The 21,327-nt window shown below is 58.5% G+C and carries 22 protein-coding genes and 3 tRNA genes; 13 read left to right on the forward strand and 12 right to left on the reverse strand.

Annotated elements, in window-relative coordinates; all coding sequences use genetic code 11:
• Positions 1-49 precede the first annotated feature (49 nt).
• Both MHX65_RS09215 and MHX65_RS09220 read right to left on the reverse strand, forming a co-directional pair.
• Positions 50-121: transfer RNA gene (locus tag MHX65_RS09215), tRNA-Val, on the reverse strand.
• Between the two features lie 53 nt (positions 122-174).
• Positions 175-250, reverse strand: a tRNA-Gly gene (locus MHX65_RS09220).
• A gap of 257 nt (positions 251-507) precedes the next feature.
• Here MHX65_RS09220 and MHX65_RS09225 point away from each other — a divergent pair.
• The 5 genes from MHX65_RS09225 to msrB all read left to right on the forward strand — a co-directional run bounded on the left by MHX65_RS09225 (position 508) and on the right by msrB (position 3,901).
• Positions 508-582, forward strand: a tRNA-Val gene (locus MHX65_RS09225).
• 87 nt (positions 583-669) lie between these two features.
• Positions 670-1,572 (forward strand): DMT family transporter, encoded by a 903-nt coding sequence (locus tag MHX65_RS09230; RefSeq protein WP_239269816.1) that lies wholly within the window; start codon positions 670-672, stop codon positions 1,570-1,572.
• Between the two features lie 45 nt (positions 1,573-1,617).
• Entirely contained in the window at positions 1,618-2,316 is a 699-nt protein-coding gene (locus MHX65_RS09235; protein ID WP_239269817.1) for a pyrimidine reductase family protein, read from the forward strand.
• A 6-nt stretch (positions 2,317-2,322) separates the two neighbouring features.
• Positions 2,323-3,474 (forward strand): glycosyltransferase family 87 protein, encoded by a 1,152-nt coding sequence (locus MHX65_RS09240; protein ID WP_239269818.1) that lies wholly within the window; start codon positions 2,323-2,325, stop codon positions 3,472-3,474.
• A 10-nt stretch (positions 3,475-3,484) separates the two neighbouring features.
• Positions 3,485-3,901 carry a peptide-methionine (R)-S-oxide reductase MsrB gene (gene msrB, locus MHX65_RS09245; RefSeq protein ID WP_005283348.1) on the forward strand — a complete coding sequence of 139 codons (417 nt, stop codon included), beginning with the start codon at positions 3,485-3,487 and terminating at the stop codon, positions 3,899-3,901.
• Positions 3,902-3,992: 91 nt separating this feature from the next.
• Here the strand turns inward: msrB and hemQ are convergent, their stop codons facing one another.
• On the reverse strand, positions 3,993-4,694 hold the full coding sequence (hemQ, locus tag MHX65_RS09250; RefSeq protein ID WP_239269819.1) for a hydrogen peroxide-dependent heme synthase: 702 nt from the start codon (positions 4,692-4,694) through the stop codon (positions 3,993-3,995).
• A 150-nt stretch (positions 4,695-4,844) separates the two neighbouring features.
• Between hemQ and MHX65_RS09255 the strand changes: the two genes are divergently transcribed.
• Together MHX65_RS09255 and MHX65_RS09260 are read left to right on the forward strand one after the other, a co-directional pair.
• Positions 4,845-5,519, forward strand: coding sequence for a DUF3000 domain-containing protein (locus tag MHX65_RS09255; RefSeq protein WP_239269820.1), 675 nt, complete (start codon positions 4,845-4,847; stop codon positions 5,517-5,519).
• Between the two features lies 1 nt (position 5,520).
• Positions 5,521-6,741: an HRDC domain-containing protein gene (locus MHX65_RS09260; protein WP_239269821.1), complete on the forward strand. Its 1,221-nt coding sequence runs from the start codon at positions 5,521-5,523 to the stop codon at positions 6,739-6,741.
• On the opposite strand, the gene dxs is transcribed toward MHX65_RS09260, so the two are convergent.
• The 5 genes from dxs to dut all read right to left on the reverse strand — a co-directional run bounded on the left by dxs (position 6,738) and on the right by dut (position 12,188).
• On the reverse strand, positions 6,738-8,636 hold the full coding sequence (gene dxs, locus MHX65_RS09265; protein ID WP_239269822.1) for a 1-deoxy-D-xylulose-5-phosphate synthase: 1,899 nt from the start codon (positions 8,634-8,636) through the stop codon (positions 6,738-6,740). The two genes, MHX65_RS09260 and dxs, sit on opposite strands and share 4 nt — an antisense overlap.
• A gap of 106 nt (positions 8,637-8,742) precedes the next feature.
• Positions 8,743-9,999, reverse strand: a complete 1,257-nt coding sequence (locus MHX65_RS09270; RefSeq protein WP_239269823.1) for a class I SAM-dependent RNA methyltransferase — start codon at positions 9,997-9,999, stop codon at positions 8,743-8,745.
• Complete coding sequence (locus MHX65_RS09275) at positions 9,992-10,699, reverse strand: DUF3159 domain-containing protein (RefSeq protein ID WP_005278951.1); 708 nt, start codon at positions 10,697-10,699, stop codon at positions 9,992-9,994. The genes MHX65_RS09270 and MHX65_RS09275 overlap by 8 nt, the downstream gene beginning before the upstream one ends.
• Positions 10,700-10,728: 29 nt before the next feature.
• Positions 10,729-11,700 carry a DUF3710 domain-containing protein gene (locus tag MHX65_RS09280; RefSeq protein WP_005278949.1) on the reverse strand — a complete coding sequence of 324 codons (972 nt, stop codon included), beginning with the start codon at positions 11,698-11,700 and terminating at the stop codon, positions 10,729-10,731.
• Positions 11,701-11,714: 14 nt separating this feature from the next.
• Complete coding sequence (gene dut / locus MHX65_RS09285) at positions 11,715-12,188, reverse strand: dUTP diphosphatase (protein WP_023017381.1); 474 nt, start codon at positions 12,186-12,188, stop codon at positions 11,715-11,717.
• Positions 12,189-12,291: 103 nt separating this feature from the next.
• On the opposite strand from dut, the gene MHX65_RS09290 reads away from it, so the two are divergent.
• On the forward strand, positions 12,292-12,753 hold the full coding sequence (locus MHX65_RS09290) for a DUF3093 domain-containing protein (RefSeq protein ID WP_005278947.1): 462 nt from the start codon (positions 12,292-12,294) through the stop codon (positions 12,751-12,753).
• A gap of 95 nt (positions 12,754-12,848) precedes the next feature.
• Complete coding sequence (locus MHX65_RS09295) at positions 12,849-13,091, forward strand: cell division protein FtsW (protein WP_239269824.1); 243 nt, start codon at positions 12,849-12,851, stop codon at positions 13,089-13,091.
• 190 nt (positions 13,092-13,281) lie between these two features.
• Here the strand turns inward: MHX65_RS09295 and MHX65_RS09300 are convergent, their stop codons facing one another.
• Positions 13,282-13,572 (reverse strand): DUF4193 domain-containing protein, encoded by a 291-nt coding sequence (locus tag MHX65_RS09300; protein ID WP_005278945.1) that lies wholly within the window; start codon positions 13,570-13,572, stop codon positions 13,282-13,284.
• A gap of 111 nt (positions 13,573-13,683) precedes the next feature.
• A complete protein-coding gene (locus MHX65_RS09305; protein WP_239269825.1) occupies positions 13,684-14,571 on the reverse strand; it encodes an inositol monophosphatase family protein in 888 nt (295 codons plus the stop codon).
• Here MHX65_RS09305 and ppgK point away from each other — a divergent pair.
• Both ppgK and MHX65_RS09315 read left to right on the forward strand, forming a co-directional pair.
• On the forward strand, positions 14,570-15,328 hold the full coding sequence (ppgK, locus tag MHX65_RS09310; protein WP_239269826.1) for a polyphosphate--glucose phosphotransferase: 759 nt from the start codon (positions 14,570-14,572) through the stop codon (positions 15,326-15,328). The genes MHX65_RS09305 and ppgK overlap by 2 nt on opposite strands.
• A 197-nt stretch (positions 15,329-15,525) precedes the next feature.
• The gene (locus MHX65_RS09315) at positions 15,526-17,004 is read left to right on the forward strand and encodes an RNA polymerase sigma factor (RefSeq protein ID WP_239269827.1); all 1,479 of its coding nucleotides are present in this window, start codon (positions 15,526-15,528) and stop codon (positions 17,002-17,004) included.
• A gap of 148 nt (positions 17,005-17,152) precedes the next feature.
• Here the strand turns inward: MHX65_RS09315 and MHX65_RS09320 are convergent, their stop codons facing one another.
• Together MHX65_RS09320 and MHX65_RS09325 are read right to left on the reverse strand one after the other, a co-directional pair.
• Positions 17,153-18,916, reverse strand: a complete 1,764-nt coding sequence (locus tag MHX65_RS09320; RefSeq protein WP_239269828.1) for a DEAD/DEAH box helicase — start codon at positions 18,914-18,916, stop codon at positions 17,153-17,155.
• Entirely contained in the window at positions 18,913-19,164 is a 252-nt protein-coding gene (locus MHX65_RS09325) for a DUF3039 domain-containing protein (protein WP_005278940.1), read from the reverse strand. The genes MHX65_RS09320 and MHX65_RS09325 overlap by 4 nt, the downstream gene beginning before the upstream one ends.
• 138 nt (positions 19,165-19,302) lie before the next feature.
• Between MHX65_RS09325 and MHX65_RS09330 the strand changes: the two genes are divergently transcribed.
• Positions 19,303-19,686, forward strand: coding sequence for a DUF3099 domain-containing protein (locus MHX65_RS09330; RefSeq protein WP_023028868.1), 384 nt, complete (start codon positions 19,303-19,305; stop codon positions 19,684-19,686).
• A 48-nt stretch (positions 19,687-19,734) separates the two neighbouring features.
• Complete coding sequence (locus MHX65_RS09335) at positions 19,735-21,312, forward strand: DUF7782 domain-containing protein (RefSeq protein ID WP_239269829.1); 1,578 nt, start codon at positions 19,735-19,737, stop codon at positions 21,310-21,312.
• Positions 21,313-21,327: the final 15 nt, after the last annotated feature.

Genomic DNA, 21,327 nt, shown 5'->3' on the forward strand with positions numbered 1-21,327 from the left:
GCTACATCCGCATGCGAAACCAGGCCCGGTTTCTAGGACAAAGTCCTTGTGCGCGATACTGGGATTGAACCAGTGACCTCTTCCGTGTCAGGGAAGCGCTCTCCCACTGAGCTAATCGCGCGCTATTCATTTAGTTCCACTTTCCTCGGTGGCATAATACCCTCTAGAAAAGTGTGGAGCGGATGACGAGACTCGAACTCGCGACCCTCACCTTGGCAAGGTGATGCGCTACCAACTGCGCTACATCCGCATCGCGCCGCAGTGCTTCATGCTTTGCGGTGCGTGAACAAACATTATCGTGCTCCCTGCCAGTTTCCAAATCCCCAGCCCAGCACACCTATTGCGCGGCGTAAATCACTCACTTATCGGCGCTGTGAATTGCAGAGGTGTCATTTAACCCGCGCGTCAGCCTTACTAGGCCTTTCATCTTTAACCCCCATCTTCCACGCCCTCCATCCAGCCAATTAGGAAAATGGAACGCACCGGGTGTAAATTTATCCCCCGCAAGGTCCTATAGCTCAGTGGGAGAGCGTTCCGTTCACACCGGAAAGGTCACTGGTTCAATCCCAGTTAGGACCACCACCGCCCACTTAAGCTTAATTTTCTTCGCTTAGGTGGGCTTTCCCATTCAAGTGGGCTTTTTGTCTTATCTGAGTAAAGTGTCCACTCGTGTTGTGGATACTTTTGGGAATTCTTGCTGGTCTGGTCTTACCGATACAAACGCTGGTCAATACCCGCCTTCGCGCCTCCACCGGTACCCCGTTTTCCTCCTCGATGATTTCCTTCGCCGTGGGAACGGTCACCCTGCTTATCGTGGCCACGGCCATTACCGGCGGGGATTACGGCATTGCGCAGGCTTTTGATGAACCACTCTGGATTTGGTTCGGCGGTTTGCTGGGAGTTGTGGCTCTGACCGGAAATATTCTTCTCTTTCCACACTTAGGCGCGGTACAGACTGTGGTCTTACCCATTGCTGGGCAAGTCATCATGGGCCTTATAGTTGACCACTTCGGACTCTTCGAGTCCCCTCAATCTTCCCTCACGGCAGTGCGCGCCATCGGTGCCATTATCGTGCTTGTCGGCGTGATTGCAGTGGTAGCTACCCCGAGCGCGGCAACAAGTAGTGAGGATTCCGCGACCGCCCTGTGGCTCTGGCGGCTTGCCGGGTTTATCTTTGGCTGTTTTACCGCCAGCCAATCCGCTATCAACGGACATCTGGGCCAGGTCACGGGCTCTCCGGTCAGCGCTGCGCTGGTATCTTTCGCCGTCGGCGTTACCGCCCTGGTCATCGTCAATATCGTGTTGCGTTGGCGCCCCCGCATCGAGCGCCCAGAAGGAAAACCCAACCCGTGGTGGATGTGGATAGGCGGTGTATTGGGCGCGCTTTTCATCTTCGGCAACGCCGCCCTCGTTCCGCAGATTGGTACTGGCCTCACCGTCGTCGCCGGCCTGCTTGGCTCGATGTTGGGCTCGCTCATCATTGACCGCGTAAGCGGCGCCCCCATTAAATCCCGCCAGGTCCTTGGCATTGCCCTCCTCTTAACCGGTGTTGTACTCATTCGGCTGGTGTAATTAACGGGCCCCTTCAGGCTCGCACAACCATTACACTGGCAGGACATGGACATAGCTTCGCTTTTAGGGCCCGAGCCCACTGACCTACCCGCCCTCCGGGCCAATATGGTTTCTACCCTCACCGGGTCTGCCACCATCAACGACCTTTCTGAGGCCATGGGCAATGACACCGATGGAAAGCTTTTCCAGGCCCTGCGTGGCTGGGCGGACGTTGTTTTTGTGGGTGGGCAAACGGTCAGGTCAGAAGATTATTCGGGAGTAGAGCAACACTCTCCCGATTCGCCTCCCGCCCCCATTGCCGTACCCACGCAAAGCTTGAAGTTTGATCCGAACTCGAAATTCTTAACCTACTTCACCACCGCCCCGATCTTCCTTGTCCCCCACGCGGCGCTGCAGAACCCGGAGGTCTCCACAAGGCAAGGCCCCCTTGAGGCGGCAGGCGCAGAGGTAATCGATGCAGGTGAAGGCACCATGCAGGACTATCTCCGCGTATTGCGGGAGCGTGGATTTCAACGCATCCTCTGCGAGGGTGGGCCAGGAATGCTCGGCCAGCTGGTGCATATCGATGCCATCGACCAGATGTATCTCACCTTGGATCCCCACCTGTCCACCGGCGTGGAAAAGCCCGTGGCTACCTTTCATGGCACGCACTCCCACCGCCGAATGCACCTAGAAAATATTGCCGCAGATACTGATAGCACGGTGTTTCTGCGATACTCGCGCGCGTCTGAACCCGTAGACTAAAAGGTCGTGTCTGCTCGAATAAACGCCGCCGCATGGCCTATTGCCGTTCTCCTCGTCATTCAGCGCGTTTTCATCGTCGCGCGCAATGGGACGCTGACTGATGATTTCACCACGCTCTATAGCGCGCTAAGGCGCATGGTCGACGGTATTCCGGTGTATGAGCAGGCCTATAACCATGTGGATCCGTTGTATCTCTACACCCCGGGTGCAACGCTATTCCTATCGCCTTTAGCGTGGCTCGATTTTGGCCCAGCGCGCGGGCTTTTCATCGTGGTCAATGCCCTTGCCATCATTGTCGCATTAGCACTGCTGACCCACGTGGTGGGAAGAAAGCTCACCTCGCCGGTGTTTCCGGTCTCTATCGCTTTAGCCTTCGCCACCGAATCTGTCACCAATACTTTGGCGTTTACCAATATCAACGGTGTGCTCTTATTCTGCATGGTGCTTTTCCTGTGGGCTTTCTTAGAGGCTGAGCGCACCCCGCAGCTCGCGCGGGTTTCCGGCATAGCCATTGGGCTAGCCATTTTGATTAAGCCCCAATTCGCGCCCCTCCTCTTCTTGCCCCTAGTCAAGCTGCAGTGGCGCAACCTCCTCGCGGGGCTGGGGATTCCAGTGGTGCTTAACCTCCTCGCGTGGCCCCTGGTGCCCGGTGCAAGCGGTTACCTGGACAAGCTTGTGCCCTATCTGTCCACGACCCGCGATTATGCCAATTCCTCCTGGGCGGGATTACGCGCCTATGTGGAATTTGGACCAGTCCTCTACTGGGTGGTGTGGGTAATCTTCGCTGCCTTGATCGGCTGCGCGGTGCTTGGGCTATTGCGGTGGCGACAATCCGAACCGGTGTTTTGGGCGCTGACGACGAGTGGCGCGATTATGGTGGGGATCTTCTTCTTGTCCTCGCTAGGACAGCAATATTATTCAATGTGGCTATTCCCGCTGATATTCACCGTGGTCCTGCCGCGCTCCGTCTTTCACTCAGTGGGCGCATGGGTGGCCGCGTTCCTGTTCTTGGCGCCTGTGTCGTGGACATTGCACGCGCACCCGGACGCTGGGCGGTGGATGAACTTCTTCTCCGGCACCGTGGGATGGAGCCTGCTCATCGTCATCATCTTCGCCTGCGTTGCCGGATGGTGGCGTGCAACGCAAATAAAGGATTAAACTTAAAGTCATGACTGATTTTAAGCTCATTGCTGATGCCGACTGGCAAAAGCGCCTTAGCCCCGAAGAATATTACGTATTGCGCGAAGCTGGTACGGAGCCTCCGCACGTGGGCAAATACACCGATACCACCACAGAAGGTGTCTACTCCTGCAAGGCCTGCGGCGAGGAGCTATTCCGTTCCACCGAGAAGTTCGATTCCCACTGTGGTTGGCCTTCCTTCTTCTCCCCGCTAGCCGGTGACAAGATCATCGAGCGGGAAGATAACTCCTTGGGCATGCGCCGCATCGAGGTACTATGCGCCAACTGCGAGTCCCACTTGGGCCACGTTTTTGAAGGCGAAGGCTACGATACCCCGACTGACCTGCGCTACTGCATCAACTCTATTTCCTTGAACCTGGAAGAAAAGCCCATCGAGGAAAACTAGGATTTCACTACCACGCGCAGTGAGATCAAATGACAGCGCTGGGAGCTCGCTCCAGTAAAGGGTGCTCCCAGCGCTGTTTTTGTTTCACATCTTAAGGCAGAACCTTAATGAGTTCTGCGATGTCTTTTACGCGGCGTCCGGTGTGGAAAGGAATTTCCTCGCGGACGTGGTGGCGGGCTTCGGTATAGCGCATCTTATACATCAGGTCCACGATGCGGTGCAGCTCGTCGGCCTCAAAGGCTAGCACCCACTCATAATCCCCAAGCGCGAATGCCGGCACAGTATTGGCGCGCACGTCGGGGTAGTCGCGTGCCTGCATGCCGTGTTCCATCAAAATGCGGCGGCGCTTTTGTTCGTCCATCGTGTACCAGTCATAAGAACGCACAAATGGATAGACGGCAATCCACTCCTTGGGCTCTTCCCTCATGATGAAGGAAGGCAAGTGGGATTTATTGAACTCGGCCGGCCGGTGCAAGGCGTTTCCAATCCAGGTCACCTCGCTTACCTGGCCCAAGGTGGTCTCCCGGCGGAAATCGCCGAAGGCTTTTTGGATATCGGAAAATTCCTCAGCGTGCCACCAGATCATGAAGTCTGCAGAATCGCGCATCGCGGTCAGATCGTAGACGCCACGGACCGTGACCTTATTGTCCTTTTCTAGCTCCGCAAAGAATTCTTGGGCTTGGGAGATGACCTCCTCGCGCTCGGTACCCAGACCGCCTGGAATCACCTTAAAAACGGCGTGTTGGGAGTATTGCTGTACCTCGTTGAGTTCCTTGAAATCGAGCTTCGCCATTGCCTTCTCCTTTGCAGAAGCTTATTCGAATATTCGGACATATCCATCATAAGTTGGACTTACACCGATTGTCATCCCTCTCCCCTGTGTGCCTCCCACTATCGGCGCGCCTCCGCCAGCTCAAGGTAGCGAAACTATAGCTTTATCAAGGTGAGTAATTCCGAATCGACCACGCCCAGCGCCGGTAAGAATGCCGGAGCCAACTCCGGAGACGGCGCAGCCTTTACCCCCCTACGCCGCAACAACGAGGCACAGGAGCCAACGACGCCGCCGGCATTTACTCAGGCGGTAGAGTCCATGCATGCGGCCACTCTTCGCCCAGAGATTAACCTCGGGTCCATTCGCCCACCGCAGCGATTAGCGCCCTTTAGCCACGCCATTGGCCTCGAGGTGGGCACGGAAGAGGAGCCCGATATTATTGCCACCGATTCAGATGGCGATGCCTTCGGGCGACTCATCCTCCTGCATGACCCGGGCGCGGAAGAGGCCTGGGAGGGCGCGATGCGCCTAGTGGCGTATATCCAGGCCGATATGGATGATTCGGTGGCAGGAGATCCGCTGCTGCCGGACGTCGCCTGGCAATGGCTCAATGAAGGCTTAGAAAAAGAGGGCGCGGAGCTTACCAACCTCGGCGGCACCGTCACCTCCACCGCTTCGGTCCGCTTCGGAGAGATCGGCGGTCCCCCGCGCGCTTATCAGATTGAAATGCGCGCATCGTGGACCGCGGAGGGACTAGATTTAGCACCGCACGTGCAGGCCTTTGCACAAGTCTTAGCCAACGTCGCGGGCCTGCCGCCTGAAGGCGTTACTGAGCTCGGCCGCTAAGATGGTGGAATTTCGGAAGCGTCCGAAGGAGGGTATTCCGAAGGTCTTATCCACCCCGGCGGAATTTGCCGAGGCGGCCGCGCGATTGCAGGCGGGCACCGGGGCCTTTGCCATCGATACCGAACGCGCCTCAGGTTACCGGTACGATGACCGCGCCTTTCTCATCCAGATTCGCCGTAACGGCGCCGGGACGATGCTTTTTGCTCCAGAAGGCCACCGCGCGGAGTTAACCCAGGTGCTGGCCCCGGTGCTCAATGGTCAGCACTGGATCATTCACGCCGCCCCCTCGGATCTCCCCTCTCTTGGGTGGCTCGGGCTTTTCCCCGGCGCCCTTTTCGATACGGAATTGGCCGCCCGGTTTGCTGGCTTTCACCGCACCAATTTGGGCGCCATTATCGCGGAGCTTTTCGATGTCCAGTTAGAAAAGGGCCACGGCGACGATGACTGGTCCATCCCGCAGTTGAGTGAAGAAATGCGCGCTTATGCCGCACTCGATGTCGAGCTCCTGCTGGAACTAGCTACGACGCTGCGCGATATCTTGGCCGAACAAGAAAAGCTGGAGTGGATGCTGGAGGAGTGCGCGGCAATCGTCGCCAAGCATGCACATGACACCTCCCCACAGCCGGGCTCCTGGCGCGATATCAAGGGAGTATCGAGCCTAAAGAATGGGAAACAGCGCGCCGCGGCGCAGTCTTTGTGGAACCTGCGCGATGATATTAGCCGGCGAACCGATACCGCGCCTGGGCGGGTACTGCCCAATAAGGTGCTGGTAGAGATAGCCCGGGTTTTGCCCAGCACGCAGCCGCAGCTCACCCGCATCAAGGGGTTTCCGCGGCGGCGCAAGGGTGCCGCGCAGCGCTGGTTGCGGGCGGTGCAGCAGTCCCAGAAAATTCCACCGCGGGGGCGCCCGGGTTCGCTCCGTGAGGAAAGAACCGTTCCCTCCAAATCGGTGTGGTCCAGGGAGTATCCAGAACTGTGGGAGGGGTATCAGCAAATCCGCACCGCCGTTGGGGACATCGCCGAAGAGCTCGGGCTACCATCGGAGCTGCTACTGCGACCCGCTACCCTCCGCGCTGCCGTGTGGGCGGCGATTGGTGGGAGCGGAACCATCAGCCAGCCTGAAGACGTGCCCGCCTTCCTAGAAAGCGAAGGCGCGCGGTCATGGCAGGTCAACCTCGTTGCCCCAGCATTGATCGCGAGCCTATTTTCCCAGCCGCACTAATCGGTGAGGTTGTCTACCCACTCGGTAATCGATGCAGCAATGAGCTCTGGGCTTAGGCCAAACTCTTCCAAAACCTCGCCGCGGGAACCGTGCTTGGGGAAGTAGCCAGGAACGCCAAGGCGCCGCACCGGGGTATCCACCTCTGCGGCTCCGAGAGCCTCAGCAATCATGGACCCGATGCCGCCGCGAATGAGGCCGTCTTCTACCGTCACCACCAGATCGTGATCTGCCGCCATAGCGATGACGGAGCTTGCCACTGGCGCGACCCATCGCGGGTCAATGACCGTGACGTTGAGCCCCTGTTTCTCCAGCTCTTGCGCGGCCTTAATGCTCCGTGCGGACATCGCACCGATAGAAACGATGAGGACCTCGGGGGTATCCTCACCGGCGTCAGCCTCGCCGTAGTAGAGGATATCGACGCCATCGGCAAGCGTATCCACGGCTTCCATATCGGGCAGCAAGTTTCCCTTGGGGAACCGGACGACTGAAGGCCCAGAATCAATGTCCAGAGATTCGTGAAAGAGCTCGCGCAGGCGCGCACCATCGCGCGGGGCGGCGATGTGCATACCTGGGACAATGCTCATTAAGGACATATCCCAAATTCCGTTGTGGGAGGCGCCATCAGATCCCGTCACGCCCGCGCGGTCCAGCACGATGGTCACCGGCAGCTTGAGCAAGGCAATATCCATGATCACCTGATCCACAGCCCTATTCAGGAACGTGGAATACACAGCCACCACGGGGTGCATGCCGCCCAAAGCCAAACCAGAGGCAGAGGCCATCGCATGCTGCTCGGCGATGCCCACGTCAAAGAACCGCTCTGGGAAACGCTCCTGGAAGGGAGCCAACCCCGTAGGACCCGCCATGGCTGCGGTGATTGCAACGATGTCATCGCGCGTTTCCGCCGCCGCGATCAATTCTTCAGAAAATGCGGCCGTCCACCCCGGCTGCTTGGTGCCCTTGGCAACGCCGGTTACTGGGTCGATGGCACCGGTCGAGTGCATCTGGTCCTTCGGCTCATTGACCGCAGGCGCAAACCCGTGGCCTTTTTCCGTGACCACATGCACGATAATGGGGCCCTCATAATCGCGGGCATAGGAAAGCGCATGCACCAAACCATCGATGTCATGGCCGTAGATGGGGCCAATATATTTAATGCCCAGCTCCGGGAAAATCTCCGTGGGCAAGACCGTGGACTTGACGCCTTCTTTCATGGCATGGAGCGCATCAAAGGCGCGCTCGCCTACCCACCCCATGGATTTTAAGCGGCGCTTGCCCTGCTCCATGAGCTCGTCGTAGCCATGCTGGGAACGAATGCGCCCCAGGTTTTCAGAAATGCCGCCGATCGTGGGCGAATAGCTGCGGCCGTTGTCATTGACCACGATGACCGCATTGCGCTTTTTATCTTCAGAGATATTATTGAGCGCTTCCCAGCACATGCCGCCGGTCAAGGCGCCATCGCCGACGATGCCGATGACGTTGCGGTGGCCTTCCCCGCGAATCTTGAAGGCCTTAGAGAGTCCATCCACAGTCGATAGCGAGGCGGAAGCATGCGAGGATTCCGTCCAGTCGTGCTCGGACTCACCGCGGTCCGTATAACCGGACAGGCCACCCTTTTGGCGCAGGGTATCGAATTGGGCCGTGCGGCCAGTGAGCATTTTGTGCACATAAGACTGGTGGGAGGTATCGAAGATGATGGGCTCGCGCGGGGAATCAAAGACCCGGTGCAGCGCAATGGTCAATTCCACCACGCCCAAATTGGGCCCCAAGTGCCCACCAGTCACCGATACCTTATCGATGAGGCGCTGGCGAATATCCGCCGCAAGTTCCTCCAACTTATCTGCAGGCAGTGCCTTCAGGTCTTGCGGCGAGTTTATGGTATCCAAGATAGTCATGGAGCGGCCTTCAACTCCTTCTGTGCTTAATTCTTCCTATCCACCGTACCCGTGGTCCGTATTTTCTTTTATATCGGCTCATTACTTCAGGCGAGGTATTTTCGCGTTAAACGGAACTCTGCGCCGGCTTATCTGCTTCCTTATCTGGGGTAATAAGAGCGATAACCTCAAAGTGATGGGTGCCAGGAAAGGCATTGATTAGCGCCATTTTCTCAGGCTTGTACCCAGCGCTGTGCCACAGGGATAGATCGCGGGCAAAGGTTGCGGGATCGCAGCCCACATGAACCACGGCCTGCGGCTTTGCCTCCGCCACGGCGCGGATAACCTGCTCGCCCGCCCCGGTTCGCGGCGGATCGAGCACCACGGCACCAGGTTGGGGCAATTGCGCAGCAACCTGTTCTACCTTCGCGGATTTGACTGCAATATCGATATCACGCAACCCCGGCTGCGTAGTCGCCGTTGCCGCGGGCGAATAGTCCACGGAAATGACTTTTCCGCCGGTGGCTTCTGATAGCGCGGGCGCGAATAAACCGACGCCGCCGTACAAATCCCAGGCAATCTTCTGCTGGTAATTCCGGCCGGCCAGCCACTGCCCCGCCACAGCGCTATAAATCTCCGGCGCCGCAACATGCGCTTGCCAAAAGGCCGTAGCAGGGAAGGAAAACTCGCGGCCATTGACGTATTCGACCACGGTGCCAGAGCCCTCGATGACCTCGCGAATGGTCTCCACGCGCCTGCCCCGCGGTGCCTTGCGCGTTTCCACCACATGCCGGTTACCCGCGCCATCGAGAACCGCGACGATTTCGGCCCCCGGGGTAAAACGCCGCGCGCCGTCGCCTACCAAACCATCAGTCAGGCCATCGACCAATTGGGTACACCCGACGGACGTGACCAGCTCATTCGAGCGGTACTTCCGCAATCCGGCGCGGCCTTGCTTGTCGACGCCCAACCTGACCCTCGTCCGCCAGCCCCGTACCGGCGGCAAGTCGTGTTGTTCAATAGCGAGGGACTCGAGCCCATCTATGCCGCTGCGTCGCAGCTGTTCGCGGAGAACGTCCATCTTGATGGCTGGTTCCGCTGCGGGATCCAACTCGGCAAAATCGCAGCACCCGGCGCCTAGCTCTGCGGCGGGACAGCTACTGGGTACGCGCAGCTCACCCGCAGTCACGATGCTGTCGAGCTCGCCCTTGATAAAAGACTTTTTCACCTTACCCGCGGTTGCGCGAACCGTGTCCCCCGGAAAAGCCCGAGGGACAAAGACGACGCGCCCGTCTGGAGCGTGGCCTATGCCAAGTCCACCATGCGCCATGCGGTCGATGGTGACTTCCATGGTGTCTCCGCGAGATAGAGCGGACTCATTCATTTTCTGCCTCAAACTCTTGTGTACTGCGATCTGAACTTGTGGCAAGCCCGGCATTTTCTGCTGCTTCTACCGCGGCATCCGCGCGGCGCACCATCCACACGGTCAATGCGGTCACCAATAGCGTCAAGGGCCAACCCATGACGATCCTGGTAATGCCCAAGGCGGTCGTCTCCCCGGCATCATAAATCGCCCGCTGGATGATAAACCGCGCTAAGAAGATAACGGCCCACCCGGCGGTGGCAATGGAATAGGCCCTGCGCGCAAGCTTTACCTTCTGCCAGGCCATATCATCGCCGTTCAAGCCCTTCCAGATAACGCCAACGGCCGGCCACCGGAAGAGAATTGATAGCGACGCGGCGATAAACAGGGCCAGTGACATCCAAATGCCGTATAGGAAGTAGCCTTTGGCATCGCCGGTAAACCAGGCGATGGCGGCGCAAATGGCCACCCCGATAAGGCCAGAGATGGCCGGCTGAATGGTCTGTTTGCGAACGATGCGCCATATGGCGATCACTACCGCCACACCCAGCGCGGAGATGAGCGCCGGGGTTAGGCCGTAAAGGCTATTAACTGGAATAAGGACGACGATGGGCAAGGTGGCCGCAACCAGTCCGGGAAGGCCTCCCATTTGTTCCAACAGAGTTGGCTCAGTATCGCGGTCCTGGTCGTCGCCTAGCTGTGGAGCCTGCGGCTCCGGCAAAGAGTTACTCACGTAGCGTTCTGCTTTACTTACTTATCGGTATCGGGGTTAGACCCCTTGTCTTTGTCATGTGCGGGAGATTCATTGTCCCCCTTGGGTGGCTGCGCGCCCAAATCGCGCAGTTGCTGTTCGGCTTCCGCCTCAGCTGCGGGATCGGGGCCGCCTACCCCGTTTTCTGGGTGACCTTGGGCCGCCTGCCCCTGGGAATTTGCGCCTGATTGGTCCTGCTGACGCTTTTCCATGGCTTGTTTGACCTGCTCCACCAGCTGCTTGGGCATGATGACCGGCAGTGCATTGCCCGCCAAAATGGGATCTTCACCGCGGTAGACAAAGGTTCGCGATGCTACGTCGCGCGCGATCTGCGCTAAATCTTCTTCAAGGCCGGTAGGTGCTGCAAGAGTTAAGCGCAGCATCCACCGCGGGCCTTCGGCGCCAATGACGCGCAGTTGGCCGTTGTCATTTTTGCCAACGATTTCCAGCCCCCAAGGGCCTTGCTCCGTGGTGACGGATAGCCCATCGCGGCTCATGCCTTCCTTGATTTCTTCCACGGATTCAGCCCACTGGCCAGGCTTGCGTGGAGCTGCGAAGGCAACGGGAGTAATACGGCCCGCCTTGGTGACAATGTGCAGCATCTTCGGGCCTTGTTCGCCCATTTCTACCTGGACCTGGGAATCCTTGGGCAGCGGAATGCGCATCGAGCCAAGGTCAAGGATGCCGATGGAAGAATCAGAAAAGTCAAAGTCTTCGATATTGACGGAATCGCCATCGAAGGGGCCGGTTTCGCCATTTACGGCGTCGTGGGCAAACTCCGTTGGCACCTGTCCCGAAGCTGCGGCGGCATCGGCAGCCGTATCTTTTACGGATGCAAAGGAATTCGATTCAGCCGAAGCCGATCCTGCGGAATCAGCGGCAGGCTCTTGCGGCTGCGATTGCCGTGAGGCCTCCGGCTCTTCCTTCCGGTTGTCATCGTTTTTCTTTTTGCCAAATGGCCAAATACCCATGTGTTTAAACCTTTCTATACCCCGGTTGATCCGTAGCCGCCGGTACCGCGGTCGGTCTCATCCAAGTCTTCTACTTCGCTAAAATCCATTAGTTCTACACGCTGTACCACGAGTTGAGCGATGCGCATGCCGCGCTCGATCTCGATCGGGGTGTGGGAATCGTGGTTGATCAGGCACACCTTGATCTCCCCGCGGTAGTCAGCATCCACGGTACCCGGCGTATTGACAATGGACAGCCCGTGTTTAGCTGCTAGGCCAGACCTCGGATGGATTAAGCCGACGGTGCCCAGCGGCAAGGCCATGGCTATACCGGTGCCAACGAGGGCGCGTTCGCCAGGTTGGAGGGTAAGCGCCTCGGCAGCATAAAGATCGGCGCCGGCGTCACCCCGATGGGCCCGAAATGGCATCGGCAGCCCTTTATCGAGGCGCTTAATTTTGACGTCTCCTACTGGCGTTAGTTCCTGCGGTAGCGAATTCGAATCAGTCACTTAGCCAATCCTACCTGCCCCAGCCGGTTCATTCTGCGCCTGGAGTGGACTAGACTGCCTAGACGTGTCTGATATTTCTGCTCCTCAACCCGCTGACCCGAAAGTGTTGTATCGCGAACGCCAATGGGTGCCGTGGTACTTCTGGATTTTTGCAGCAATCGTTGTGGCTTTAACCTCAGCTACGGCCGGACTCAACCGCTCTGTGTGGTGGACCATCATTCCCGCGGTCCTGCTCGGAGCCATCGCTATCTGGGTGCTCATCACGTGGTCTGGGACCGTTGTTCAAGTAGAGCAAGATGAAGATGGCACGCGGTGGCTGCTCGTCAAAGACGCACAGCTACCCAATGAGGTTGTCTCTCGTTCGATTACCGTTCCAAAGTCTGCGCGCCATAACGCACTGGGCCCGCAATTCGATCCGGCCGCATTCTTGGTCTCTCATGCCTGGATTGACGAGCACGCCATGATGGTCCTCAATGATCCTGAGGATGACACCCCATATTGGCTCATTGCCTCGAAAGATCCAGACCAACTGCTCCGCGCCTTCCTACCGGAGCAGCACGCTTAAGCTTCATGGGTTTCGGAGGAGCTTTAGGCAGAACTCAGAAAGATGGGAAACCCTGGATACCTCCGTGGTGGTTTTCCTTCGTGATACTGCCGCTCATGGTCATCGCTGAATTCTACGTCAGTCAAGTAACCGGTTGGCGGGGAGTGTCCTCCTCCAACGTGGAAGGAGTCTCTTGGAGCGAAGTGAGCTCTGACGGCATCGTCCTTCATGTAGTGGGATACATGGCTTTTTACTTCGTTCTAGTGCTGCCCATCTTCTTGGTTCGTCGATATCTATGGGAGAAGCGACGAAAGCAAGGGAGCACACCGGATAAGAAGAGCAATGACGAGCAGCCTTAGATAGAACAGGATAGCTGAGGGGGCCTGCCCCCGAAAAGAGAAGTCCCAGGGAGTTAGGTCCCGCGCACATTGGGTGTCTGCTAAAAAGGAAAACTTCACCCCCGCCGCGTTTGCCTGTGCAAACTGCGGCGGGGGTGAATCTTTATTTGGGTTGTGCGCAGTAACGGCTAGCTAGGCCAATACTGGCTGCTTAGGCACAATCCTTACAGATGGGCATGCCATCTTCTTCGTGCGAATAACGCTTATTGGACTGGACCAAAAAGCAGGAGCCGCAGGTAAATTCGTCTTCTTGACGGGGAACGACCTGTACGTTGAGCTCTTCGCCGGTGAGGTCAACTGATGGCGGTTGGAATGCTTCGACGATTTCGCCATCGTCATCCATGCCGTTGCTTTCGGGTTCAGCTGCTTTCAGTCCCTCTAAAGAGTCAGTTTCAAGTTCGTCTTCTGCACCGCGGCGCGGTGCGTCATAATCGGTGGCCATACTGCACGCCCCTATAAGTCGATTTGCTTTAGGAATAGTTGTTTATCGATCGCGCATAGTAAAGGACAAACACCGATATGTCATCCCGCTGCTAAGAAATTCTAAGATCCTTCACCCCCGCATCGCTTCCTTAGCGCCATGTCCTGCCAAAAGATCCTCAAATGCGGGTGCCAAATTCACCCCCGCGGCCCAGGTTAATTCACCATCAGCGGACCCCTTGTCCAGCCCTGGGTGATGGACCTTCGCACCCGCCTCGCGGGCAATGAGAGCACCGGCGGCAAAATCCCAAGCGTTAATGCCGTGCTCAAAATAGGCATCTACGCTCCCCTCGGCCACGCGGCACAGATCGAGGGCGGCTGCTCCAATGCGGCGGATATCGCGGACCTGCGGCAGCAACTTGGTCAGCAGCTCCGCCTGTTGCTTGCGCCGCTGTGCGCCATAGCCAAATCCCGTCGCAACCAAGGAAAGCGCGGGGTCATCTTGTTCACCGCACCGTAGCGAAGACCGCGTGCCATCCGCAGTGGCAACCGTGGCACCTTCGCCGGCCGCTGCGGAATACACCTGCCCCCGCGCCACATTGACCACAGCGCCTGCTACCAGGCGGCCATCGTATTCCGCGCCGATGGAGACCGCGTAGTCCGGAATGCCGTAAAGGAAATTGACCGTGCCGTCGATGGGGTCCACAATCCACCTGACCCCGGTCGTCCCGTCGAAGCTCGCGCCTTCCTCACCTAATAGGCCATCGCCAGGGCGGCTTTCCTTAATCGTGCGCGTAATAAACTCCTCGGTGGCGGTATCGACCTCCGTCACCGGGTCGACGGCGCTCGATTTTGTCTGGGTATGTGCCGCAATACCGTCTCCAGCAACCAAGTCGGCGCGGTGCGTGCGGATAAGTGCGGCCGCGCGCACGGCGGTAGATTCCGCAAAATCTCGCAGCTGCAGAAAATCTATGTCATGATCCATGCCAACCATTGTGCCTTCTTCTACACTTGCGAGCATGACTACTCATACTGGCCACTCATTTGGCATCGATATCGGCGGCTCAGGCATTAAGGGCGCAGAAGTCGACCTCAAAAACGGTGAATTCGTGGGCCCGCGGCTGAAGATCCCTACCCCACAGCCATCCACACCACATGAGGTAGCCACGGTGGTCGCCCAAATTGTGCGCGAAAAAGAGTGGGACAAGCCCGTCGGCATCACCTTGCCCTCGGTGGTGTCGAACCACACGGTGCACTCCGCTGCCAATATCTCACCTGAGTGGATAGGCGTGGATACCACCGAGTTGTTTTCGCGTTATCTAGACGTTGACTTTGTGGTCTTAAATGATGCCGATGCCGCAGGCCTTGCGGAAGTCGCGTATGGAAACGAGTTGGCCAAAACCGGATCCGTCATCTTTTTGACGCTGGGAACCGGCATCGGGTCAGCCTTCTTCCTCAACGGTCAGCTCTTCCCCAATACTGAGCTTGGCCACCTCATGGTGGGAACTGACGAGGCCGAGGCGATTGCGTCCTCCGCCGCCAAGGAACGCGAAGGACTGAAGTACAAGGAGTGGGCGCCTCGGCTCAATCGTGTGCTGCAGGAATACGAGAAATTATTTAATCCCCAGGCTTTCCTCATCGGGGGTGGCATATCTCGCAAATTCCACAAATGGGGCCCCCACTTAACTATTGATACCCCCGTAATGCCTGCACAGTTGCAAAATCGTGCGGGTATTGTAGGTGCAGCGATGGCGGTATTAGAAGGCCTAGAGCCATAAAATCGCCGTTGCAGTAACCCTATCTACCGGCATTGTGCAAAAATCGCCTATACTGGGCGGTCGATCCAAAATTGCATGGCTCTCGGGCGTGTCTGACCTGCATAAGGCCTACACCCGCTAGCATTTCTTAATGCTATTGCCACCCTGTGCGGGTGCGGTGAGCTATTCCCATCAAGTAGTAAGTCGAAAGGGCGTACGTGGCAGCCACTGATTCTTCAGACCAGGCACTCGGCGAGGACGATAAGTCTGTCGAGGCATCTACTCCTGCAAAGAAGACCGCCAAAAAGACGGCAAAGAAAACGGCGAAGAAAACCGCCAAGAAGACAGCTAAAAAGACGGCGAAAAAGACTGCCAAGAAAACGGCTAAGAAGACCGCCAAGAAGTCAGCGAAGAAATCAGCCAAGAAAGCTGTCAAAAAGACCGTGCGAGCCTCTGCGGCGGAACCGCAAGACTCCCCCGCAAACTCCGCGGAGAAAGCACCGTCGGAAGCTGAGGACGCAGAGGATCAGCTCGACGCCGTTGAGCAAGACACCCCTGCGGAAGACGTCGACTTCGACCCCACCCATGAGGACATCGAAGAGGACGAATTCGATGCCCCCACTGACCTCGATGAAGACGATATTCAGGAAGAGTTGGGCGAAGAAGAAGACGAGGACGAAGTAGAAGATACATCCTCGGTCTGGGATGAGGAAGAATCCGTCGCCCTGCGCCAGGCACGCAAGGATGCTCAGCTGACCGCCTCCGCCGACTCCGTGCGTGCGTACCTCAAGCAGATCGGTAAGGTTGCCCTGCTGAATGCTGAGCAGGAGGTCTCTTTGGCAAAGCGCATCGAGGCTGGCCTGTACGCGCAGCACCGCATGGACGAGATGGAAAAGGCTCGCGCGGAGGGCGATAAGGCTGCCAAGCTCTCCCCCATGGAAAAGCGCGACCTGCGCAGCATCGCAAGGGACGGGCGCAAGGCTAAGAACCACCTGTTGGAAGCCAACCTTCGCCTTGTGGTCTCCTTAGCCAAGCGCTATACCGGCCGCGGCATGGCTTTCTTGGACCTTATCCAGGAAGGCAACTTGGGCCTTATCCGTGCGGTGGAAAAGTTCGACTACACCAAGGGCTATAAGTTCTCTACCTACGCCACGTGGTGGATCCGCCAGGCCATTACCCGCGCAATGGCTGACCAGGCCCGCACCATCCGCATCCCGGTTCACATGGTGGAGGTCATCAACAAGCTGGGCCGCATCCAGCGCGAGCTGCTGCAGGACTTGGGCCGCGAGCCCACCCCGCAGGAGCTGGCAAAGGAAATGGACATCACCGAAGAAAAGGTGATGGAAATTCAGCAGTATGCGCGTGAGCCCATCTCGCTGGACCAGACCATCGGTGATGAGGGCGATTCTCAGTTGGGTGACTTCATCGAGGACTCTGAGGCCGTCATCGCCGTCGATGCCGTGTCCTTCACGTTGCTGCAGGACCAGCTCCAGGACGTGCTGACCACGTTGTCTGAGCGCGAAGCTGGCGTCGTGCGCCTGCGCTTCGGGCTTACCGATGGCATGCCGCGCACTTTAGACGAGATCGGCCAGGTCTACGGCGTTACCCGCGAGCGCATCCGTCAGATCGAGTCCAAGACGATGTCGAAGCTGCGCCACCCCTCTCGTTCGCAGGTATTGCGCGATTATCTCGACTAACTAGATCGCCCGCCCCGCACAGCATTAAGGCCGCACCACCGTGGTGCGGCCTTTTAATGTGCCTACTACCCTCCTGCGGGGCTGGCGCGGCGACAGCGGCGCGCCGCCAGCTAGCCGGCCAGCAGCCAACCAGCCACAAGGAGGCACGCTACCACTTGCGCAAGTAATTGATGCGCTCGCGCAGTTGGTCCGCGCTGCATAACGCGGTGGGCGGCCCACCGCAGGCCTTGCGGACCTCGGTATGGATGGCACCGTGCGGCCGGCCAGAGCTTTGCGCAGCGATGGAGACCACCGTGTTGAGCTCCTTGCGCAGCGCGCCGAGCTCATCCACCACACCGGTTTCCTCTGCGGAATCGGACTCTTGCTGCTTCGCGGCGGGCGCATGACCCATGCCGTAAATCTTGCGGCGGTGGGCCTCTTCTGCCTCGGCTGCCCGGCGCGCTTTTTCCTCAGCCTCGCGACGGTCCATTTCCTCGGATTGCTTCTTGCGCAGTAGGTCTTTGACCTGGTCGGCATCGAGGAGCCCGGGGATGCCAAGGAAATCGGCTTCTTCATCAGAGGTCATATCGCCGGTATTAAACTGCGATCCGTTATAGAGCAGGCCAGAGAATTCGGCTTCGGCGCCTAAGGACTCGTAGGACTTTTCCAGCATGTCCGGTTCGGTCTTTTTCTGGTTTGCCTGCTCGAGTAGCTCGTCGTCCCAGCCTTCTTTCTCGGTCTTTTCTTTGCCCAGGACGTGGTCGCGGGATTTTTCCATGTGCTCTGCAAGGCCGAGCAGCACGGGGACGGAGGGCAGGAATACCGAGGCGGTTTCACCCGGCATGCGGGAGCGCACGAAGCGGCCGATTGCCTGGGCGAAGAACAAGGGGGTTGACGCGGAGGTGGCGTAAACGCCCACCGCGAGGCGGGGCACGTCAACGCCCTCGGACACCATGCGTACGGCAACCATCCATTCATCGGTGGAGTCCGCAAATTCTTGAATGCGGTCCGAGGAGCCTGGGTCATCGGACAAAATGACCGAGACTGGGGTATTGGAGAGTTGCTTGAGGATTTTCGCGTAGGCGCGGGCGGTGGTGGTATCGGAAGCGAGCACGAGCCCGCCGGCATCCGGCATATTGCGCCGCATCTGCATGAGGCGGGTGTGCGCCGCCTGCAGCACGGCGGGGATCCATTCGCCCTTGGGATCGAGCGCGGTGCGCCAGGCGCGCGCGGTTTGTTCCACGTTCATGATGTCACCCAGGCGCGCGGAGTGCTCCTCCCCGGCGGAGTCCCGCCAGCGCGCCTCGCCGGAGTAGGACAAGAAGACGACGGGGCGCACGACGCCATCGGCAAGCGCATCGCCGTAATCGTAAGTGTGGTCGGCGCGCGAGACCTTGTGGCCTTCCCCATCGTCCTCATAGCGCACAAAGGGGATGGGTGATTCATCGGAGCGAAACGGCGTACCGGTCAGCGCGAGGCGGTGGTTGACGTCGTCGTAGGCCTCCTTGACGCCATCGCCCCAGCTTTTGGCATCACCGGCGTGGTGGATCTCGTCCAAGATCACCAAGGTGCGCCGCGCGGAGGCAACGGCGCGGTGCTTGAATGGGTGCATGCCCACTTGGGCATAGGTCACCACGATGCCATCCATGCTGGGGTTGACCGCAGAGGAATTCGTGAAGGCAGGATCCAAGGCCAAGCCCACCCGCGCGGCGGCGGCAGACCACTGCGTCTTCAGGTGCTCGGTCGGCACCACAACGATGACGCGCTCTACCGTGCGATCTTCCATGAGTTCCGTCGCGATGCGCAGAGCAAAGGTGGTCTTACCCGCACCTGGGGTCGCCACGGCCATAAAGTCTTGTGGCTTGGTGGCGAGGAATTTATCGAGGGCTGATTGCTGCCACGCGCGGAGGTTCGTCTTCTTAAACGTCCTCACTTGCGGCGGAGACCCTTAAAAACGCGTTCGCAATCGGGGCATACCGGCGAGCCCGGCTTTGCTTGTTTGGTTACCGGGAAGGTCTCACCGCACAGGGCAACGACGTACTTGCCGTTGACCGCGGAATCGAGTATCTGATCCTTTTTGACGTAGTGGAAGAACTTCGGCGTGTCATTATCCGTCGTCGAAGTGTCTTCACGAATATCTGGCCGTTCAATTGTCTTCGTAGTCGTAGTCACGCACCCCATTTTGCCGCATCTGCATCGAACTTTGCGAGTCATGCGTCTACTCTTGGAGAATATGCACACTCTACGCACTCCATTGCCGGCTCTCCTCTCCCCTCTTGTAGGGTTACGCGCCGCGCTCCAGGGAGGTGCGTAATTTAAGTGTTTGGCAAAAAGGAACGTTTTCTCATCACGGATGCCAAGCTCTCGCCCGCACAAGATCGCAGGCGCCGGGAGCTGTGGTACGGATTTTTCCAATTCCTGCGCGTGCCGTCCCTGCTCATTGCCGGGGTCTTTTTATACCTGCATTGGTGGCTGCTCGCGGCGATTATCGTGGGCGTGACCTTTCCTTTGCCGTGGATTGCCGTGGTCATTGGCAATAGCCGCGGGGAGAAGAAGGACAAGCGCGATAAAAATGTCTATAAACCCGCGATGAATCGTCAGCTATATTCGCAGTATCAGAACCAACAGATTTCCCGCGGCGGCTCCAAGGCAATCGAATCTCAGCATTCCGTTATTGACCATGACGATACTGCCTCCGATTAGGCGCATAACCCGCATGAATAGCACGACTGGAAAGGATCTTCTCCCAGCATGACGTCCTTTGGCCCTCATTTCGATGCCGCCGCGGTGCGCGATCTTGCCCCAGAGCTAGCGGAGGCTTTTTCGCAGGCCGGTTTTACTACCGATGGTTTAGCGGGGCATTTGGGCCCGGAGCTTACGGAGGCCCTCTACCGCGGTGAGCCTGCCGCGGTGGCGCGCGGCACCGCCGGCAATACCAAGCTGGATACGCTCATCCGCTTCTTCCTGCTGCATGAGCATCTGCCTGCCACGCTGCTTGCCGATGCCCTCGGGGCCCGCCTTGCCGCCAAGCTCCTAGATGCCGGCGTGGCGCTTTCCGATGATTGCGGCAGCATCTACATTGCCCTCGATATCCGGCCCCATATCATCGTCGGCTCCAACCGCCTCGTCTTTTCCGATGTCGATGCCTCGCTGGTGAGCCACGTCCCCGGCGCGGATCACGTCTTGGGTGTCGGGGCGGCAAGCCTCTCACTCTTGCAATCGACGCCGGTAAGCCCGGTATCAACGGTGCTCGATCTGGGCACCGGTTCGGGAGTGCAATTGTTGGGTCAGCTCGAGTGCGCGCGCAGCATTACCGCGACAGATGTCCACCGGCGCGCGCTTGATTTGGCCGGCGCCACCGTCGCTGCCGCGGGGGCTAGTACAGAGGTAGAGCTTGTAGAGGGCTCGTGGTTCGAGCCCGTTGCGGGGCGCACCTTTGACCGGATTGTTGCCAACCCACCATTCGTCGTCGGGCTTCCCGAGGTGGGCCATGTCTACCGCGATTCTGGCTTGAACTTGGATGGGGCAAGCGAATTGGTGGTTTCTCAAGCCGTTGACCACCTCGCCCCGGGCGGAACCGGGCATTTGCTCGCCGCCTGGGTGCATACCGGTGGGCAGACCTGGCAACAGCGCGTGGCCTCGTGGCTGCCGGATAAGGGTGTGGCTGCCTGGATCATTCAGCGGGATGTCGCCGATCCTTCCCTCTACGTATCCACCTGGCTGAAGGATGAATCGTTGGATGTGCGCAGCGACGAGGGCAAGGCGCGTTCTAAGGCCTGGCTGGATCATTTCCACCACCACGATGTCACGGGTATCGGGTTTGGGTTCGTCGCCATTCAAAAAATTGCCGAAGACGCGCCCTCCGATATCTTGGCCGAGGAAATGCCGCAGCACTTTAGTGACCCATTGGGACCCGAGGTGGAAGAATACTTCGCTCGCGTGGCATGGCTGCGCGACTTGGTTCCTGGTGAGCTGGAGGGAAAGCACTTCCGGGTGCGCCCTCAGGTAGCCAAGGAAGAAGTCAGCGTGGCCGATACCGATAATAAACAAGGCTTTAACCGGGCGGTTATCCGCCTAACCCGTACCGATGGTCCCCGGTGGAGCCACGAAGTCGATGAACACTTGGCAGCAATCGTAGCTGGCCTATCTCCCCACGGGCTTAACCTTGGAGAGACCGTTGGCCTGTATGCGGTAGCGCACGGCTTCGATGAGGCAGAACTGACCGCGGCCGCGCTTCCCGCCATTATCGATATGGTTCGCCATGGCCTGCTCATCCCGGCCGATCTGCTGCTCGAGGACGATGCTTCCCCGGCTGCCCACACTGAATAACACTGAAGAGCACCG

Origin of the sequence: Corynebacterium sp. ACRPS, assembly GCF_022346005.1 — a bacterium.
In the GTDB taxonomy this organism is placed as follows: domain Bacteria; phylum Actinomycetota; class Actinomycetes; order Mycobacteriales; family Mycobacteriaceae; genus Corynebacterium.

Bases quoted from the DNA above. Each gene is read 5' to 3' on its own strand.
- MHX65_RS09235 (WP_239269817.1), top strand. From the start codon at position 1,618: ATGGACATAGCTTCGCTTTTAGGGCCCGAGCCCACTGACCTACCCGCC.
- msrB (WP_005283348.1), top strand. From the start codon at position 3,485: ATGACTGATTTTAAGCTCATTGCTGATGCCGACTGGCAAAAGCGCCTT.
- hemQ (WP_239269819.1), bottom strand. From the start codon at position 4,694: ATGGCGAAGCTCGATTTCAAGGAACTCAACGAGGTACAGCAATACTCC.
- MHX65_RS09260 (WP_239269821.1), top strand. From the start codon at position 5,521: ATGGTGGAATTTCGGAAGCGTCCGAAGGAGGGTATTCCGAAGGTCTTA.
- dxs (WP_239269822.1), bottom strand. From the start codon at position 8,636: ATGACTATCTTGGATACCATAAACTCGCCGCAAGACCTGAAGGCACTG.
- MHX65_RS09270 (WP_239269823.1), bottom strand. From the start codon at position 9,999: ATGAATGAGTCCGCTCTATCTCGCGGAGACACCATGGAAGTCACCATC.
- MHX65_RS09280 (WP_005278949.1), bottom strand. From the start codon at position 11,700: ATGGGTATTTGGCCATTTGGCAAAAAGAAAAACGATGACAACCGGAAG.
- MHX65_RS09295 (WP_239269824.1), top strand. From the start codon at position 12,849: ATGGTCATCGCTGAATTCTACGTCAGTCAAGTAACCGGTTGGCGGGGA.
- MHX65_RS09300 (WP_005278945.1), bottom strand. From the start codon at position 13,572: ATGGCCACCGATTATGACGCACCGCGCCGCGGTGCAGAAGACGAACTT.
- ppgK (WP_239269826.1), top strand. From the start codon at position 14,570: ATGACTACTCATACTGGCCACTCATTTGGCATCGATATCGGCGGCTCA.
- MHX65_RS09305 (WP_239269825.1), bottom strand. From the start codon at position 14,571: ATGCTCGCAAGTGTAGAAGAAGGCACAATGGTTGGCATGGATCATGAC.
- MHX65_RS09325 (WP_005278940.1), bottom strand. From the start codon at position 19,164: ATGGGGTGCGTGACTACGACTACGAAGACAATTGAACGGCCAGATATT.
- MHX65_RS09335 (WP_239269829.1), top strand. From the start codon at position 19,735: ATGACGTCCTTTGGCCCTCATTTCGATGCCGCCGCGGTGCGCGATCTT.